This window comes from Skermanella sp., assembly GCF_059503625.1.
This window is the reverse complement of sequence record NZ_JCACHA010000663.1, coordinates 1-13,518: the sequence shown is the minus strand read 5'-3', so window position 1 is coordinate 13,518 and position 13,518 is coordinate 1. Positions and strand designations below refer to the sequence as shown.

Sequence of the window (13,518 nt, the reverse complement as noted above, 5' to 3'; positions counted from 1 at the left end):
GGAACCGCAGCGCGCCGACTTCCTTGCCGCCTCCGCCCGGCTGGCGGTGGAGCGCATCGCCAACAGCGATGCGCTCTATCACGACGTCCACCACACGATCATGGTGACGCTGGTCGGTCAGGACATCCTGCGCGGGCGGATCATTACCCAGCGCGTGACGCCCGAGGACTGGGAACATTTCCTGCTGGCGTTGCTGACCCACGACATCGGCTATGTCCGGGGCGTGTGTCCGGGCGACGAGCGGGACACCTGCGTGATCGATCAGGCCGGAAACTCGGTCCGCCTGCCAAGGGGGGCGACCGACGCATTCCTGGCGCCCTACCATGTCGAGCGGTCGAAGATCTTCGTCCGGGCACGGTTCGCGGACTATCAGGATCTCGACGTGGAACGGGTGACGCGCAGCATCGAACTAACGCGCTTTCCCGTGCCGGACGACGGCGACCACGATGCGGTCGATACCGAAGCGGGTCTGGTCAGGGCCGCAGACCTGATCGGGCAACTGGCCGACCCGATGTATATGCGGAAGATCACCGGCCTGTTCTACGAGTTCCAGGAAACGGGAGTGGCGGATAGGCTGGGATACAAGTCGCCGGCGGACATCGTGGACTTCTATCCGGAATTCTTCTGGACCAGGATCGAGCCGTTCGTTGGAGAGGGATTGCGGTATCTGGAACTGACCAGTTCCGGCAAGCAGTGGATCGCCAACCTGTACAGCCACGTCTTCACCGTCGAGCACAATCGGCGAAACCTGGGGCCGCATGTCCCGGCGGAACCGGCGCAAGGTGAGCCGGAGCTGGAGAGCTGACAGGAGGAAGAACGCTTTAGTGTAGAAGCGGCCTCTGGCCGCTTGCAGGAAAGCGGCCGGAGGCCGCTTCTACTGTACGCCGCCGCTACTTAGCCGAGGCACCGACCAGCGGGCAGCCGCCTTCCGCCATCGGACGGAAGGCCTGCTCCGCCGGGATGCGGGAAACCAGCTTGTAGTAGTCCCACGGGCGGGTGGATTCGGCAGGAGCCTTGACCTCGAACAGGAACATGTCGTGGACCGCGCGGCCATCGGCGCGGATGGTCACGGGGCCGAACAGCGGGTCGTCGACGGGATTGCTTTTCATCCGATCGACGACCCGCGCGCCACCCGCATCGGGGCCGGCCGCGGCCAGCGCGTTCAGCCACGCCAGCACGGAGGAATAGACGCCCGCGTGGTTCATCGTCGGCATGGTGCCGCCCGACCGCTCGGCGAAACGGCGGCTCCACCGGCGGGTCGCGTCGTTCAGGTCCCAGTAGAAGGCTTCCGTCAGGAGCAGGCCCTGAGCCGCTTCGAGGCCCAGGCTGTGGACGTCCGACAGGAAGACCAGCAGGCCTGCCAGCGAGCGGCCGTCGCGGAGGATCCCGAACTCGCGCGCCTGCTTGATCGCGGTGACGGCGTCGTTGCCGGCATTGGCGAGAGCGATGATGCCGGCGCCCGACGACTGCGCCTGGAGCAGGAAGGAGGAAAAATCCGACGTGCCCAGCGGGTGCCGCACACCGCCGAGGACCTTGCCGCCGCTCGCCTGGACGACGGCTGAGGCGTCGCGCTCCAGCGCTTGGCCGAAGGCGTAGTCGGCCGTCAGGAAGAACCAGCTCTCGCCGCCGCGCTTTACCACGGTCGATGCGGTTGCGTGCGCCAGCGCCCAAGTGTCGAAGGTCCACTGCACGGTGGTAGGCGCGCATTTCGGCCCGGTCAGGTCGGATGAGGCGACACTGGAACCGAGGAAGACTCGGTCCCTCGCCCGCATGATCTCGTTTACGGCAAGGGCGACCGATGTGTTCGGAACATCCACGACGGCATCGACATGCTCGCTGTCGACCCAGCGGCGGACGATTTCCGCCCCGATATCGGCCTTGTTCTGGTGATCGGCATAGACGATCTCGACCCGGATAGGCGCTTGGCCGCTTGGCAAGGACGCCGAGAAATCCTCAACCGCCAGTTCGGCGGCGATCACGGACTTGCGGCCGGAGAGGTCCGAATAGGGCCCGGAGCCGTCGTTCAGCACGCCGAGGTGAACCACCCGTTCCGCTGCCGCCGGAGCAGTCCAGAGTGTCACCATGCCGACCATGGCCAGGATGAGGGATCTGGCACGTCTCACCGGAATTCTCCTTCGGAATGGATGCAGTGAAGCCAAATTATCGCGCGTTCGGAGAATCCGTAATAGGTCATTTCAAGGGTTCACGCGGCTGGTGACAAAGCAGACTAAATAACGTTATCTTCCGATCTGGAAAGCTCGCTACTCTTCGCGAACGTGTGACGCCTATACCTTTGGGATTAGCACGTAAGCACTAAATGATTTTGCATTGGACTGACTGAAAAAACTGGCGCAGGGCATGATGGGTGAAGTGAATTCGATGGTTCGACCCGAACTTGAGTTGGCAACCTTGATTGTCAACACGCTCAATCTTGAGGTTTCGCCGGAAGACATCGACCCGGACGCGCCGCTGTACGGCGAGGGCCTGGGGCTGGATTCCATCGACATGCTCGAGATTGCGCTGGCGATCTCGAAGGCCCATGGCGTGAAGCTGCGTTCCGACGACGAGAGCAATGTCAGGATCTTCTCCTCGCTGCGCCATCTGAGCGATCATATCCAGCACCTCAAAGCAGCGTAATGAAACCGGCGGCGGCTTGGGCCGGGTTGAGCGCCGGGCTGCTGGCTCTTGGCTTATATCCCGTGCTGATCCATACGGCTGTCGTGTCCGGCGCGGGCACCGGGCCGGCGACGGTGTTCGCGCTGGTCCAGGCGGCGATCACGGGAATGGCGCTGGCGCGGGCGGCGCGGCGCTATCGCTGGATAGCACTGTTCGGGGTGGCTGGCTTGTTCGTCACGTCCTGGTACTCCGCGCGCGACGGGCTGCTGGCCGCGTCGGGCATCAGCCATGCCATGATCTATTTAGGATTGCTGGCTCTGTTCGGGAACTCGCTGGCTGCGGGTCGCGAGCCTCTGATTACGGTAGTCGCGCGCAAGGTACGCGGTTACCTGACGCCGGAGATGGAGGTTTATACCCGGCGGGTCACCTGGGCGTGGTGCTTCTTCTGCGGGGCACAGTTGGCGGCCTCTCTGGTGCTTCTGCTTACCGCCACTGATGAAGTCTGGTCATTCTTCGTCAATGTCATGGACCTGCCGCTGCTGCTGACGATGTTCGCGGCCGAGTATTGCTACAGGCTTTATCTGTTCTGGGATTATCCCCATGGCAGCATCCTGGACATCGTCCGGGTGTTCATGGAGGAGCAGCAGTCCGGCTCCAGGGACGCCGCATGAGCACGCTTCCGCTGATGCGGTACGCCGATGCCGGCGCTACGATGGCTTGGCGCCAGGGCGCTCCCATCGACGCGCGCCGTTTCCTGGATACGGCTGCGGCGCTGGCGGCGACGCTTCCCGACAGCGGGCATGTGATCAATCTTTGCACGGACAGGTTCGACTTCGCGACCGGACTGGCTGCGGCCTTGCTGCGGCGACAGGTTAGCCTGCTGCCGCCCAACGACACTCCCGTCATGCTGCTCCAACTGGCTGAAAGATACCCCGGAGCGGTCTGCCTGACGGACCCCGGCGTCACGTATCCAGGGATGGAATGCATCCATGTGCCCGCCCCTGCTCCCGGCGGCGGGTCGGGGTCGGTCCCGGCCTTTCCTGAAGACCAGGTTGCTGCCATCGCCTTCACATCCGGCTCCACCGGGGAGCCGATGCCGCAGGTGAAGACCTGGGGAACGCTGGTGCGCAGCGTCCATGGAGAAGGGGCGGCACTCGGTATCGCTGGATTGGAAGGCGCATTCCTCGTCGGGACGGTGCCGCATCAGCACATGTATGGGCTGGAGTCGGTGATCCTGCTGGCGCTTCAGCACGGTATGGCCTTGCAGGCGAAGCGTCCGTTCTATCCCGGCGACATCGCGGCGGCCCTGGACGAACTGCCCGGCCGGCGCATGCTGGTGACGACGCCGGTCCATCTGAAGACCCTGTTGGCTGACGGCGTCAGGCTGCCATCCGTCGATTTCCTGCTGTGCGCCACGGCCCCGCTGGCCCCGCAACTGGCGAGCGAGGCTGAATGGATGCTGGATGCGCCGCTGTACGAGATCTACGGCTGTTCGGAAACGGGACAGCTAGCGGTCCGGCGCCCCAAGCTGTCGGCGGAGTGGCGGTGCATCGAGGGCATCCGCCTTCGGCAGGACGACGAGGGAACCTGGGCGTCGGGCGACTTCCTGAAGGGGGAAACTCTGCTGGCCGACGTGATCGAACTGAACGCGCCCGACCGCTTCATCCTGCATGGACGTTCCGCCGATCAGGTCAACATCGCCGGCAAGCGCAGTTCGCTGGCCTATCTCAACCATCACCTCAACTCGATCGAGGGTGTCCGCGACGGCGTTTTCGTCATGCCGGAGGGTGACCGCGAGGACGGGGGGACGGTGCGGCTGACGGCCTTCGTCGTGGCGCCGGACCTGACGGTCGAAACGCTGCTGGCGCGGCTTCGCGAGCGGATCGAGCCGGCTTTCCTGCCGCGTCCGCTCCACTTCGTCGATGCCCTGCCCCGCAATGCCACCGGCAAGCTGACCGCCGAAGCGCTTCAGCGGCTTCTCAGGAAATAGGGTAGACCCAGAGTGCCCCATCAGGTCGAACACGCCTTCCCCGCCGGCCATCCGACGGCGGCGGGTCACTTTCCCGGCAACCCGGTGATACCGGGCGCCGTGCTGCTGGACGTGGTCCTTCGGGCGGTCTTTGGTGGCGAGTCCGGTCCTTGCGAGGTCCGCTCCGCCAAGTTCCTCCATCCGGTCCGTCCGGGGGATGTGATGACGGTTCGCTGGAACGACGGCGCCGCGATCCGGTTCGACTGCGCGGTCGGCAGCCGGCCGGTGCTGACGGGCAGCGTGCGGCGATGAAGGCGGTGGTTGACGCGGAAAAGGCCGGGACGCTGGCGGGAGCGGAGGAGATCGGGGGCAAGGAGTGGGTCGCGCGGCCGGAGCGGAGCAGCGTCGTGGCCATCCGCTTCATCGTCTGGGTGGCGCTGCGGCTGGGAAGGCCGGCAGCCCGGCTGCTGTTGTATCCGATCTGCCTGTACTTCGTCGTGTTCTCGCGGAAGCCGCGCCGGGCGTCGGCGAAATTCCTGGAACGGGCGCTGGGGCGTCGTCCGGGTTTCAACGATCTTTTCCGGCATTATCACGTCTTCGCCGCCTGCCTGCTGGACCGCGTCTTCTTCCTGAACGACCAGACGGACCAGTTCGACATCCATGTCCATGGCGAGGAAATCGCCGTCGAGATGCTGAAGCGCGGCACCGGATGCCTGCTGCTCGGCGGCCATATGGGCAGCTTCGAGGCCATCCGGACGCTGGGACGCAAGCAGCCCGGGCTGAAGGTCAGTCTCGTCATGTATGAGGAGAATGCCCGCAAGATCAACTCCGTGCTGGGCGCCATCAACCCTGATCTGGCGCTGGAGGTCATCGCCCTGGGCCGTCCGAACAGCATGCTGAAGGTGCGGGAGAGCCTGGACCGCGGCGACTTCGTCGGGATGCTGGGTGACAGGACGCTGGAGGGCGAGGGGGAGATCCGCCTGCCCTTCATGGGCGAGCCGGCGAGCTTCGCGACCGGGCCATTCCAGCTTGCGGCCCTGCTGAAGCGGCCCGTGGTGCTGATGGTCGGGCTGTATGGCGGCGGGCGGCGCTACGACGTGCATTTCGAGCAACTTGCGGATTTCTCGACCGTTTCGACGCCGGAGCGGGCCGGCGAGGTGCGGCAGGCGGCCGGCCGCTTCGCCGAGAGGCTGGAGCATTTCGCGCGGCTGTCGCCCTACAACTGGTTCAACTTCTATGATTTCTGGAAATGACATGAGACGTGCCGCAGCGGCTTTGGCGGTGATGCTGGCGCTGTCGCCGACAGGACCCGCCTGGGCGGCGGAGTGGGGCGTTGCGGACCTGATGGCGTCGCTGGCGGAGGTACGGTCGGACAAGGCGCGGTTCGTCGAGAAGGGTTTCGCCAGCCTGCTGAAGGAGCCGGTCGAATCGTCGGGCACGCTGTCGTACGAGCGGCCGGACAAGGTCGAGAAGCGGACGGAAAAGCCGAGGTCCGAGAGCCTGCGGGTCGAGGGTGACAAGCTGACGCTGATCCAGGCGGACGGCACGGTGCGGAGCGTTTCGCTGTCGTCGATGCCGGAGATCGAGGCCTATGTCGAGAGCATCCGCGCTACCCTGGCCGGCGACCTCCCTGCCCTGCGGCAGTTCTACAACGTGGCGCTGGAAGGGGTAAAGGACGGCTGGACGCTGCAACTGACCCCACTCGGGCCGGATGTGCGGGAGATGGTCCGGCTGATCGTGATTGCGGGCCGTGAGAACAGGATCGGGGAAATCGCGGTCTACCAGACGGACGGCGACCGCTCCGTCATGACGATCACGCCGCAACCTTGATGAGCATTGGGCGGCGCTGGGCGCTGATCGTCTGGATCGCGGGGCTGGCGCTCTGCGCGCTGGTGATCGCGCGCTCGGAGTTCACGGCCGACCTTTCGGCCTTCCTGCCGGATTCGCCCTCGCCGGAGCAGCGCCTGCTGGTGGACCAGCTGCGCGACGGCGTGGTGTCCCGGCTGATCCTGGTCGGGCTGGAGGGAGCGCCGCCCGACGTGCTGGCGAAGGCCAGCCGGGAAGTTGCGGCGAAGCTGCGGCGGGATGGGGAGATAGCGGCGGTCACCAACGGCGATGGGACCGGGCTGGAGGCGGACCGGGCCTATGTCTGGAACAACCGCTATCTGCTGAGTTCGGCCGTGACGCCGGAGCGGTTCACCGCCGAGGGATTGCGCGAGGCGCTGGAGGAGGATCTGCAGCTGCTGCAATCGCCCGGCGGAATGTTCCTGAAGCGGGCGCTGCCGAACGATCCGACGGCGGAAATCCTTCACCTGACGGACCGGCTGACCGGAGGCGGCGGCGGGCCGGCGACCAAGGACGGCGTCTGGTTCTCCGCCGACGGCGGGCGGGCGCTGCTGCTGTTCCAGACCAGGGCGGCGGGGTTCGACATGGCGGCGCAGGCGGCGATCATCCAGCGCATCCGGGAAGCGGTGGCCGAAGCCGGACCGGTGCAGGCGGTGATGACGGGGCCGGCGGTGTTCTCGGTCGCGACCCGCGACACGATAGAGGCCGACGTCAAGCGGTCGTCGATCCTGGCGACCTTCCTGGTGGCGGGGGTGCTGCTGGCGGTCTACTGGTCGCCGCGCGTGCTGGCGCTGTCGCTGCTGCCGGCGGCGAGCGGCGCGCTGGCGGGGATCGCGGCGGTCAGCCTGGGGTTCGGTACCGTCCATGGCATCACGCTGGGCTTCGGCGTGACGCTGCTGGGCGAGACGGTGGACTATGCGATCTACCTGTTCACCCAGACGATGCCGGGCGAGCGGGCGGACCGGACGCTGCCGAGGATCTGGCGGACGCTGCTGCTGGGCATGCTGACCTCGGTGGTCGGGTTCGGCGCGATGCTGCTGTCCAGCTTCGGCGGGTTGGCGCAGCTTGGGCTGTTCTCCATCGTCGGGCTGGTGGTGGCGCTGGCGGTGACTCGCTGGGTCCTGCCGGTGCTGCTGCCGGTGCGGTTCTCGACGGCCCAGTCGAGATGGCTGGGGCCTGTCCTGATGGGCTTCGTCGCGGCGGCGCCCCGGCTTCGCCCGCTGCTGCTGGTGGCGGTGGTCGCGTCGGCGGGGTGGCTGGCGTTCCAGCGGGGCGAGATCTGGAGCGGCGAGCTTGCCAGCCTGAGCCCGGTTTCCAAGACGGACCAGGACTTGGACGAACGGTTGCGGGGCGATATCGGCGCCCCCGATCCCGGCCACCTTCTGGTGGTAAGCGCCCCGGACCAGGATACGGCCTTGGCGGCTGCGGAAGCGCTGGAAGAGCCGCTTCGCGGCTTGATCGATGCCGGCGCGCTTGCAGGTTATGAGTCGCCGGCGAACTACCTGCCGTCCGAGGCGGCGCAGCGGGCGCGGCAGGAGGCTCTGCCGGGACCGGACAGTCTGCGCGCCGGTCTTGAGCTTGCGTCGGAGGGACTGCCGTTCCGGGCCGACGTGTTCGAGCCGTTCCTGAAGGATGCCGAGGCAGCCAGGAACGCGCCGCTGCTGGAGCGCACAAGCCTGGAAGGAACGTCGCTGCTGCTGAGGCTGGACAGCCTGCTGGTGAAGAGCGGCGACGGCTGGGCCGCTATGCTGCCGCTGCGGGGTGTCGGCGATCCAAAGGCTCTTGGCGAGGCATTGCGCGGTAAGGCGGTTCTGCTGGATCTGAAGAGCGAATCGGACGCGCTTTACCGGACATACCGCCAGGAGGCCCTGATGCTGGCGCTGGCGGGCGGGGTCGCGATCGTGGCGCTGCTGGCCATCAGCCTGCGCTCGGTGCGGTCGCTGAACGGCGTGGTCGTTCCGCTGGCCGCATCCGTGCTGATTACGGTGGCGCTGCTGACGGCAGCGGGGCAGCAGCTTTCCATCTTCCATCTGGTCGGGCTGCTGCTGGTCGTCGGCGTCGGGTCGAACTACTCGCTGCTGTTCGAACGGCCGGAACCGTCCGGCCAGTTGCGGGAGCGGACGGTCAGTTCGGTCGCCGTCGCCAATCTCTGCACGGTGATCGGCTTCGGCACGCTGTCTTTCTCCAGCATTCCGGTGCTCCATGGGATCGGCATGACGGTTGCGGTTGGGGCTTTCCTGAGCCTGGTTTTCTCGGCCATCCTGAGCCGGCCACGGGAGAATGCGGCGCATGGCTGAGCGCTGGGCGCCCTCCCCCGCAATCCGTGGTTCGGTGGTGCTGCATGCCGCAGCGGCGCTGGGAGTCGCGGCGATGCCCGCCGCTTGGCCGTGGGGAGTAGCGGCGGTGGCCGGCAATCACCTGCTGCTGACGGCGGCGGGGTTGTGGCCGCGCAGCACCCTGCTCGGTCCGAACCTGCGGCGGCTGCCGGAGCGGAACGCGCGGCTCGGTCAGGTTGGACTCTGCTTCGACGACGGCCCCGATCCGGCGGTGACGCCGGCGGTGCTCGACCTGCTGGACGGGTATGGGGCCAAGGCCAGCTTCTTCTGCATCGGGGAGCGGGCCGCAGGACACCCCAGTCTTGTCCGGGACATCGCGGCGGGCGGGCATACGGTCGAGAACCACACGTGGCGGCACTCCCCGGCGTTCTCGACCTTCGGGGTGCGGACTATCAGGCGGGAGGTCGTAAAGGCGCAAGGCCTGATCGAGGAACTTTCCGGCAGGCGGCCCCGGTTCTTCAAGGCTCCGGCCGGTCTGCGCAACCCGCTGCTGGAACCCGTTTTGTGCCGCGAGGGACTGCGGCTGACCACCTGGACGCGGCGCGGTTTCGATACGGTTTGGCGGAGCCCGGCAGCGGTAGCAGGGCGCTTGACGCGCGACCTCGCCGCCGGTGACCTGCTGATGCTCCATGACGGGTCGGCGGCGCGGACAGCTCAGGGTATTCCCGTCGTCATCGAGGTCCTGCCGGTGCTGCTGGAAGCTCTGGCCGAGTGCCGCCTGACGGCGGTGTCGCTGGAGGCGGTGGCGGATGACTGACCGGGATTTCGCGGCACTGGTCGAGGCGGCGGCGAAACCGTACCGGCGAAGCGGGCGCTATGCCTGGCACTTCGCACGCGGCAAGCTGCGGGGCGATCCGGTGTTCCGGTTCCTGCTGAGCAGCGGCGTGCTGCCTTCCGGCGGCGTGCTGTTCGACCTGGGCTGCGGGCAGGGCGTGCTGATGGCGCTGCTTCGGTCGGCAAGTGCTTCCCACGCGCGCGGCTGCTGGCCGGTGGAGTGGCCGGCGCCGCCTGCCGCGCTGAAGCTCCATGGCGTCGAATTGAGCCGGCGGCGGGCCGAAGTGGCCGGACAAGCCCTGGACGGCGGAGCGGTGGTGGAGAGGGGCGATATCCGCCATGCGCCGCTTCCCGCCTGCGCTGCCATCGTGATCCTGGACGTGCTGCTTTACCTGGACGACGCCGACCAGCGCCGCGTGCTGGCGCGGTGCGCCGAGGCGCTCGGCCCCGGCGGCGTGCTGGTGCTGCGGGAGGCGGATGCCGGGGCGGGCCTGCCCTTCCACGTCACCCGCTGGGCGGAAAAGCTGGCGTGCTGGTCGCGCGGCCAGATCAGGCAATCCTTGAGATACCGGCCGGCACGGGAATGGCAGTCTTTGCTGGAGGCGGCGGGCTTTGCTGTGGAAGCCCGTCCGATGAGCGAGGGAACGCCGTTCGGCAACGTCCTGTTCGTGGCGTTACGCCGGTAGCGCCAATTCGCCTGTGGGACCCTTCCATTGAACGGCTTGCCATCCGGACCATTTCGCTCTTTAACCGTCGCGGTCCGGTGGACCCGCCCCTTCTCTCGCAGCCGTGAAGATTCTGGACTTGCAGCCACTTACCGTAAGACATGCGACTGTCGTGAACAGCCTCGGAGTCGGGCGGGATGCGACGCTGGAGGCGCTGCGGACCGGGCGCGGCGGGCTGAGACCCTGCACGTTCGAGACGGTCGATCTGGATACGTTTGTCGGCGAGGCGCCGGGTGTGGACGATGCCGTCATTCCGGAGCGGCTGGCGGACTTCGACTGCCGGAACAACCGGCTGGCCCATATGGCGCTGCTCAGCGACGGCTTTGTGCCGGCGGTGGAGTGTGCCGTTGAGAAGTACGGAGCGCACCGGATTGGCCTGTTCCTGGGCACCAGCACATCCGGCATCCTGAGTTCCGAACAGGCCTACCGGCACCGCGATCCACAGACCGGCGCCCTGCCCGCCTCGTACGATTTCGCGGCGACGCACAGCACGTCGTCGCTGGCCGATTTCGTCGGGCGCTATCTGGGGCTGGAGGGGCCTGCCTTCGTCGTGTCCTCCGCCTGCTCGACCACTGCGAAGGTGTTCGGCAATGCCGCCCGGATGATCCAGGCGGGCGTCTGCGACGCCACCGTGGTCGGCGGTGCCGACTCGCTGTGCCTGACGACGCTGTACGGCTTTCATTCGCTGGAACTGGTGTCGAAGCGGCCCTGTGCGCCGTTCGACATCGACCGGGACGGCGTGTCGCTGGGAGAAGCGGCCGGCTTCGCCCTGCTGGAGCGGGCCGGACCGGACGACCGCCGGGACGACATCCGGCTGCTGGGCGTGGGAGAGAGCAACGACGCCTATCACATGTCGACGCCTCACCCGGAGGGACTGGGCGCCCGGCTTGCCATGGAAGGCGCGCTGCGGGCCGCCGGGTTGCGGGCCAAGGATATAGGCTACGTCAACCTGCACGGCACCGCGACGCCCTATGGCGATGCATCCGAGGACCGGGCGATCACGGAGCTGTTCGGCACCGATACGCCGTGCAGTTCGACCAAGGGCTATACGGGGCATACGCTGGGCGCTGCCGGGATCGTCGAAGCGGTCATCTCGATCCTGAGCCTTCAGTCCGGCTTCATGCCGGGCAGCGCCCAGACCCGGACGATCGACCCGGCGCTGCGGAGCCGCTACCTGCTGGAGAACGAGAACGCCGTCCTGGACAGGGTCATGACCAATTCCTTCGGCTTTGGCGGGACCAATTGCAGCCTGATTTTCGGACGGGCCGCCTGATGCGCGTCTTCGTCGAGGGAGTGGGCCTGCTTGGGCCGGGCTTGTGCGGCTGGGAAGCGGGACGAGACGTCCTGGCGGGCCGGTCGCCCTATGTCCCGGCGCCGGCTGTTCTGGCCGCAAGCCCCCTGCTCCCGCCGGCGGAGCGCCGCCGGTGCGTGCCGACGGTCCGGCTCGCCATGGCGGTCGGTGCGGAGGCGCTTGGCCATGCGGCGCGCGACCCCGTCGAAGTGGCGACGGTCTTCACGTCGTCCAGCGGCGATCCGGATACCCTGCACAACATCCTGGAGACGCTGGCGTCGGCCGACCGCGAATTGTCGCCGACGCGGTTCCACAACTCCGTCCACAACGCGCCCGCCGGTTACTGGAGCATCGCGACCGGCTGTCGCGAGCCGTCCACCAGCCTGTGCCGCGACGACGAGAGCTTCCAGGCGGGGCTGCTGGAGTCCGTGACTCAGGTCGTGGTCGACCGGCGGGTCGTGGCGCTGATCGCCTACGACCTGCCCTATCCGGAGCCGTTGGCCTCGGTTCGCCGGATCGCGGCGCCGCTGGGCGTAGCGCTTGTCCTGACGCCGGAGCGGACGGACCGGACGATCGCGGAACTGGAGGTTACGCTGAGCCAGGGAACAGCCGAGCCGACCAGGATGGCCGACGCCGGGTTGGAGGCCCTGCGGACCGGCAATCCGGCTGGCAGGGGGTTGCCGCTGCTGGCGGCGCTGGCGAACGAGGGGGCGGCTTCGGTCGAACTGGACCTCGGCCCGCGCAGCCGCATCACCGTGGAAGTGACGCCGTCGTGCCGCTGACCAGGGCGGAGATCGCGCGCCTGATTCCGCATGCCGGCGCCATGTGCCTGCTCGATGAGGTCACGGCCTGGGACGAGACGTCGATCCGCTGCACGGCGGTCAGCCACCTCGATCCGGACAATCCGCTGCGGGAAGCGGGGCGTCTCGCTGCCATCTGCGGCGTCGAGTATGCCGCTCAGGCGATGGCGGTGCATGGCGGTCTGGCAAGCGGCGGCAAGCGTCCGGCGGCGGGTTATCTTGCCAGCGTGCGCGACCTCGCCTGCCACGTCGGACGGCTGGACGATGTGGCCGAAGACCTGATCGTCGAGGCGGAAAAGCTGATGGGTGAAGGAAGCAGCATGATCTACGGCTTCTCGGTCCGCGCCGGAGACCGCGAATTGCTGAGCGGTCGGGCGGCGGTCGTGATCGACGCGGGTGTTTCGTGAGGCGGGCTCTGGTGACGGGCGGCAGCGGCGCCATTGGTTCGGCGATATGCCGAAGGCTTGCGGCCGGCGGCTGCCATGTCGTGGTCCATGCCAACCACGGCATCACGCAGGCCGAAGCGCTGGCGCGGGAAATCATAGCCGGCGGCGGCTCGGCCGAAGCGGTCGCGTTCGACGTGACCGACGCCGAGGCGTCGGCGGCGGCGCTGGAAACGCTGCTGGAAGCCGGCCAGGTCCAGGTGCTGGTCAACAACGCCGGCATCCACGACGACGCCGTCATGCCCAGCATGCGGCGCGAGCAGTGGACACGGGTGATCGACGTGTCGCTGAACGGCTTCTTCAACGTGACCCAGCCGCTGCTGATGCCGATGATCGGCACCCGCTGGGGGCGGATCGTCAATCTGTCTTCCGTGGCCGCCGTGGCCGGCAATCGAGGGCAGACCAACTACGCCGCGGCCAAGGCCGGCCTGCATGGCGCCACGAAGTCGCTGGCGCTGGAACTGGCGCCGCGCGGCATCACCGTCAACGCCGTGGCTCCCGGCATCATCGCCTCCCCCATGGCGGCGGAGGCATTCGACGCGGAAACGATCAAGCGGATGGTCCCGATGAAACGCGCGGGCAAGCCGGAGGAAGTCGCCGACCTGATAGGCTTCCTGGCGTCGGACAACGCGGCCTATATCTCGGGACAGGTGATCTCGATCAATGGGGCGATGATCTAATGCCAAGGGTTGAAGAATTTGACCGGACAAGTTGCTCCT

The 13,518-nt window shown here is 67.3% G+C and carries 15 protein-coding genes; 14 read left to right on the top strand and 1 reads right to left on the bottom strand.

What is annotated here, in order from left to right; genetic code table 11:
- On the top strand, positions 1–805 hold an 805-nt coding region (locus AC5JJ6_RS20970), incomplete at its 5' end, for a hypothetical protein (RefSeq protein ID WP_496043922.1).
- Between the two features lie 85 nt (positions 806–890).
- Here the strand turns inward: AC5JJ6_RS20970 and AC5JJ6_RS20965 are convergent.
- Positions 891–2,123 carry an ABC transporter substrate-binding protein gene (locus tag AC5JJ6_RS20965; protein ID WP_496043921.1) on the bottom strand — a complete coding sequence of 411 codons (1,233 nt, stop codon included), beginning with the start codon at positions 2,121–2,123 and terminating at the stop codon, positions 891–893.
- A 235-nt stretch (positions 2,124–2,358) separates the two neighbouring features.
- Here AC5JJ6_RS20965 and AC5JJ6_RS20960 point away from each other — a divergent pair, with 235 nt between their 5' ends.
- The 13 genes from AC5JJ6_RS20960 (at position 2,359) to fabG (ending at position 13,479) form a co-directional block, all read left to right on the top strand.
- Positions 2,359–2,637: a phosphopantetheine-binding protein gene (locus tag AC5JJ6_RS20960; RefSeq protein ID WP_496043920.1), complete on the top strand. Its 279-nt coding sequence runs from the start codon at positions 2,359–2,361 to the stop codon at positions 2,635–2,637.
- Positions 2,637–3,287, top strand: coding sequence for a COG4648 family protein (locus AC5JJ6_RS20955; RefSeq protein ID WP_496043919.1), 651 nt, complete (start codon positions 2,637–2,639; stop codon positions 3,285–3,287). The genes AC5JJ6_RS20960 and AC5JJ6_RS20955 overlap by 1 nt, the downstream gene beginning before the upstream one ends.
- Entirely contained in the window at positions 3,284–4,606 is a 1,323-nt protein-coding gene (locus AC5JJ6_RS20950; RefSeq protein ID WP_496043918.1) for an AMP-binding protein, read from the top strand. Before AC5JJ6_RS20955 ends, AC5JJ6_RS20950 begins: the two co-directional genes overlap by 4 nt.
- A 12-nt stretch (positions 4,607–4,618) precedes the next feature.
- The gene (locus tag AC5JJ6_RS20945; RefSeq protein WP_496043917.1) at positions 4,619–4,897 is read left to right on the top strand and encodes an ApeI family dehydratase; all 279 of its coding nucleotides are present in this window, start codon (positions 4,619–4,621) and stop codon (positions 4,895–4,897) included.
- Positions 4,894–5,838, top strand: a complete 945-nt coding sequence (locus tag AC5JJ6_RS20940) for a lysophospholipid acyltransferase family protein (protein WP_496043916.1) — start codon at positions 4,894–4,896, stop codon at positions 5,836–5,838. The genes AC5JJ6_RS20945 and AC5JJ6_RS20940 overlap by 4 nt, the downstream gene beginning before the upstream one ends.
- A gap of 1 nt (position 5,839) precedes the next feature.
- Complete coding sequence (locus AC5JJ6_RS20935; RefSeq protein ID WP_496043915.1) at positions 5,840–6,415, top strand: LolA family protein; 576 nt, start codon at positions 5,840–5,842, stop codon at positions 6,413–6,415.
- A complete protein-coding gene (locus AC5JJ6_RS20930; protein ID WP_496043914.1) occupies positions 6,415–8,727 on the top strand; it encodes an MMPL family transporter in 2,313 nt (770 codons plus the stop codon). The genes AC5JJ6_RS20935 and AC5JJ6_RS20930 overlap by 1 nt, the downstream gene beginning before the upstream one ends.
- Positions 8,720–9,523, top strand: a complete 804-nt coding sequence (locus tag AC5JJ6_RS20925; RefSeq protein ID WP_496043913.1) for a polysaccharide deacetylase family protein — start codon at positions 8,720–8,722, stop codon at positions 9,521–9,523. Before AC5JJ6_RS20930 ends, AC5JJ6_RS20925 begins: the two co-directional genes overlap by 8 nt.
- Complete coding sequence (locus tag AC5JJ6_RS20920; RefSeq protein WP_496043912.1) at positions 9,516–10,226, top strand: class I SAM-dependent methyltransferase; 711 nt, start codon at positions 9,516–9,518, stop codon at positions 10,224–10,226. The genes AC5JJ6_RS20925 and AC5JJ6_RS20920 overlap by 8 nt, the downstream gene beginning before the upstream one ends.
- Before the next feature lie 103 nt (positions 10,227–10,329).
- On the top strand, positions 10,330–11,538 hold the full coding sequence (locus AC5JJ6_RS20915; protein WP_496043911.1) for a beta-ketoacyl-[acyl-carrier-protein] synthase family protein: 1,209 nt from the start codon (positions 10,330–10,332) through the stop codon (positions 11,536–11,538).
- Positions 11,538–12,338, top strand: coding sequence for a beta-ketoacyl synthase chain length factor (locus tag AC5JJ6_RS20910; RefSeq protein WP_496043910.1), 801 nt, complete (start codon positions 11,538–11,540; stop codon positions 12,336–12,338). Before AC5JJ6_RS20915 ends, AC5JJ6_RS20910 begins: the two co-directional genes overlap by 1 nt.
- Complete coding sequence (locus tag AC5JJ6_RS20905; RefSeq protein WP_496043909.1) at positions 12,329–12,763, top strand: hotdog family protein; 435 nt, start codon at positions 12,329–12,331, stop codon at positions 12,761–12,763. Before AC5JJ6_RS20910 ends, AC5JJ6_RS20905 begins: the two co-directional genes overlap by 10 nt.
- 11 nt (positions 12,764–12,774) lie before the next feature.
- Positions 12,775–13,479: a 3-oxoacyl-ACP reductase FabG gene (fabG, locus tag AC5JJ6_RS20900; protein ID WP_496043908.1), complete on the top strand. Its 705-nt coding sequence runs from the start codon at positions 12,775–12,777 to the stop codon at positions 13,477–13,479.
- The last annotated feature ends 39 nt before the right edge of the window (positions 13,480–13,518 follow it).

Excerpts from the sequence above, each read along its gene's own strand:
- AC5JJ6_RS20960 (WP_496043920.1), top strand. The coding sequence starts at position 2,359 with ATGATGGGTGAAGTGAATTCGATGGTTCGACCCGAACTTGAGTTGGCA.
- AC5JJ6_RS20955 (WP_496043919.1), top strand. The coding sequence starts at position 2,637 with ATGAAACCGGCGGCGGCTTGGGCCGGGTTGAGCGCCGGGCTGCTGGCT.
- AC5JJ6_RS20950 (WP_496043918.1), top strand. The coding sequence starts at position 3,284 with ATGAGCACGCTTCCGCTGATGCGGTACGCCGATGCCGGCGCTACGATG.
- AC5JJ6_RS20940 (WP_496043916.1), top strand. The coding sequence starts at position 4,894 with ATGAAGGCGGTGGTTGACGCGGAAAAGGCCGGGACGCTGGCGGGAGCG.
- AC5JJ6_RS20935 (WP_496043915.1), top strand. The coding sequence starts at position 5,840 with ATGAGACGTGCCGCAGCGGCTTTGGCGGTGATGCTGGCGCTGTCGCCG.
- AC5JJ6_RS20930 (WP_496043914.1), top strand. The coding sequence starts at position 6,415 with ATGAGCATTGGGCGGCGCTGGGCGCTGATCGTCTGGATCGCGGGGCTG.
- AC5JJ6_RS20925 (WP_496043913.1), top strand. The coding sequence starts at position 8,720 with ATGGCTGAGCGCTGGGCGCCCTCCCCCGCAATCCGTGGTTCGGTGGTG.
- AC5JJ6_RS20920 (WP_496043912.1), top strand. The coding sequence starts at position 9,516 with ATGACTGACCGGGATTTCGCGGCACTGGTCGAGGCGGCGGCGAAACCG.
- AC5JJ6_RS20910 (WP_496043910.1), top strand. The coding sequence starts at position 11,538 with ATGCGCGTCTTCGTCGAGGGAGTGGGCCTGCTTGGGCCGGGCTTGTGC.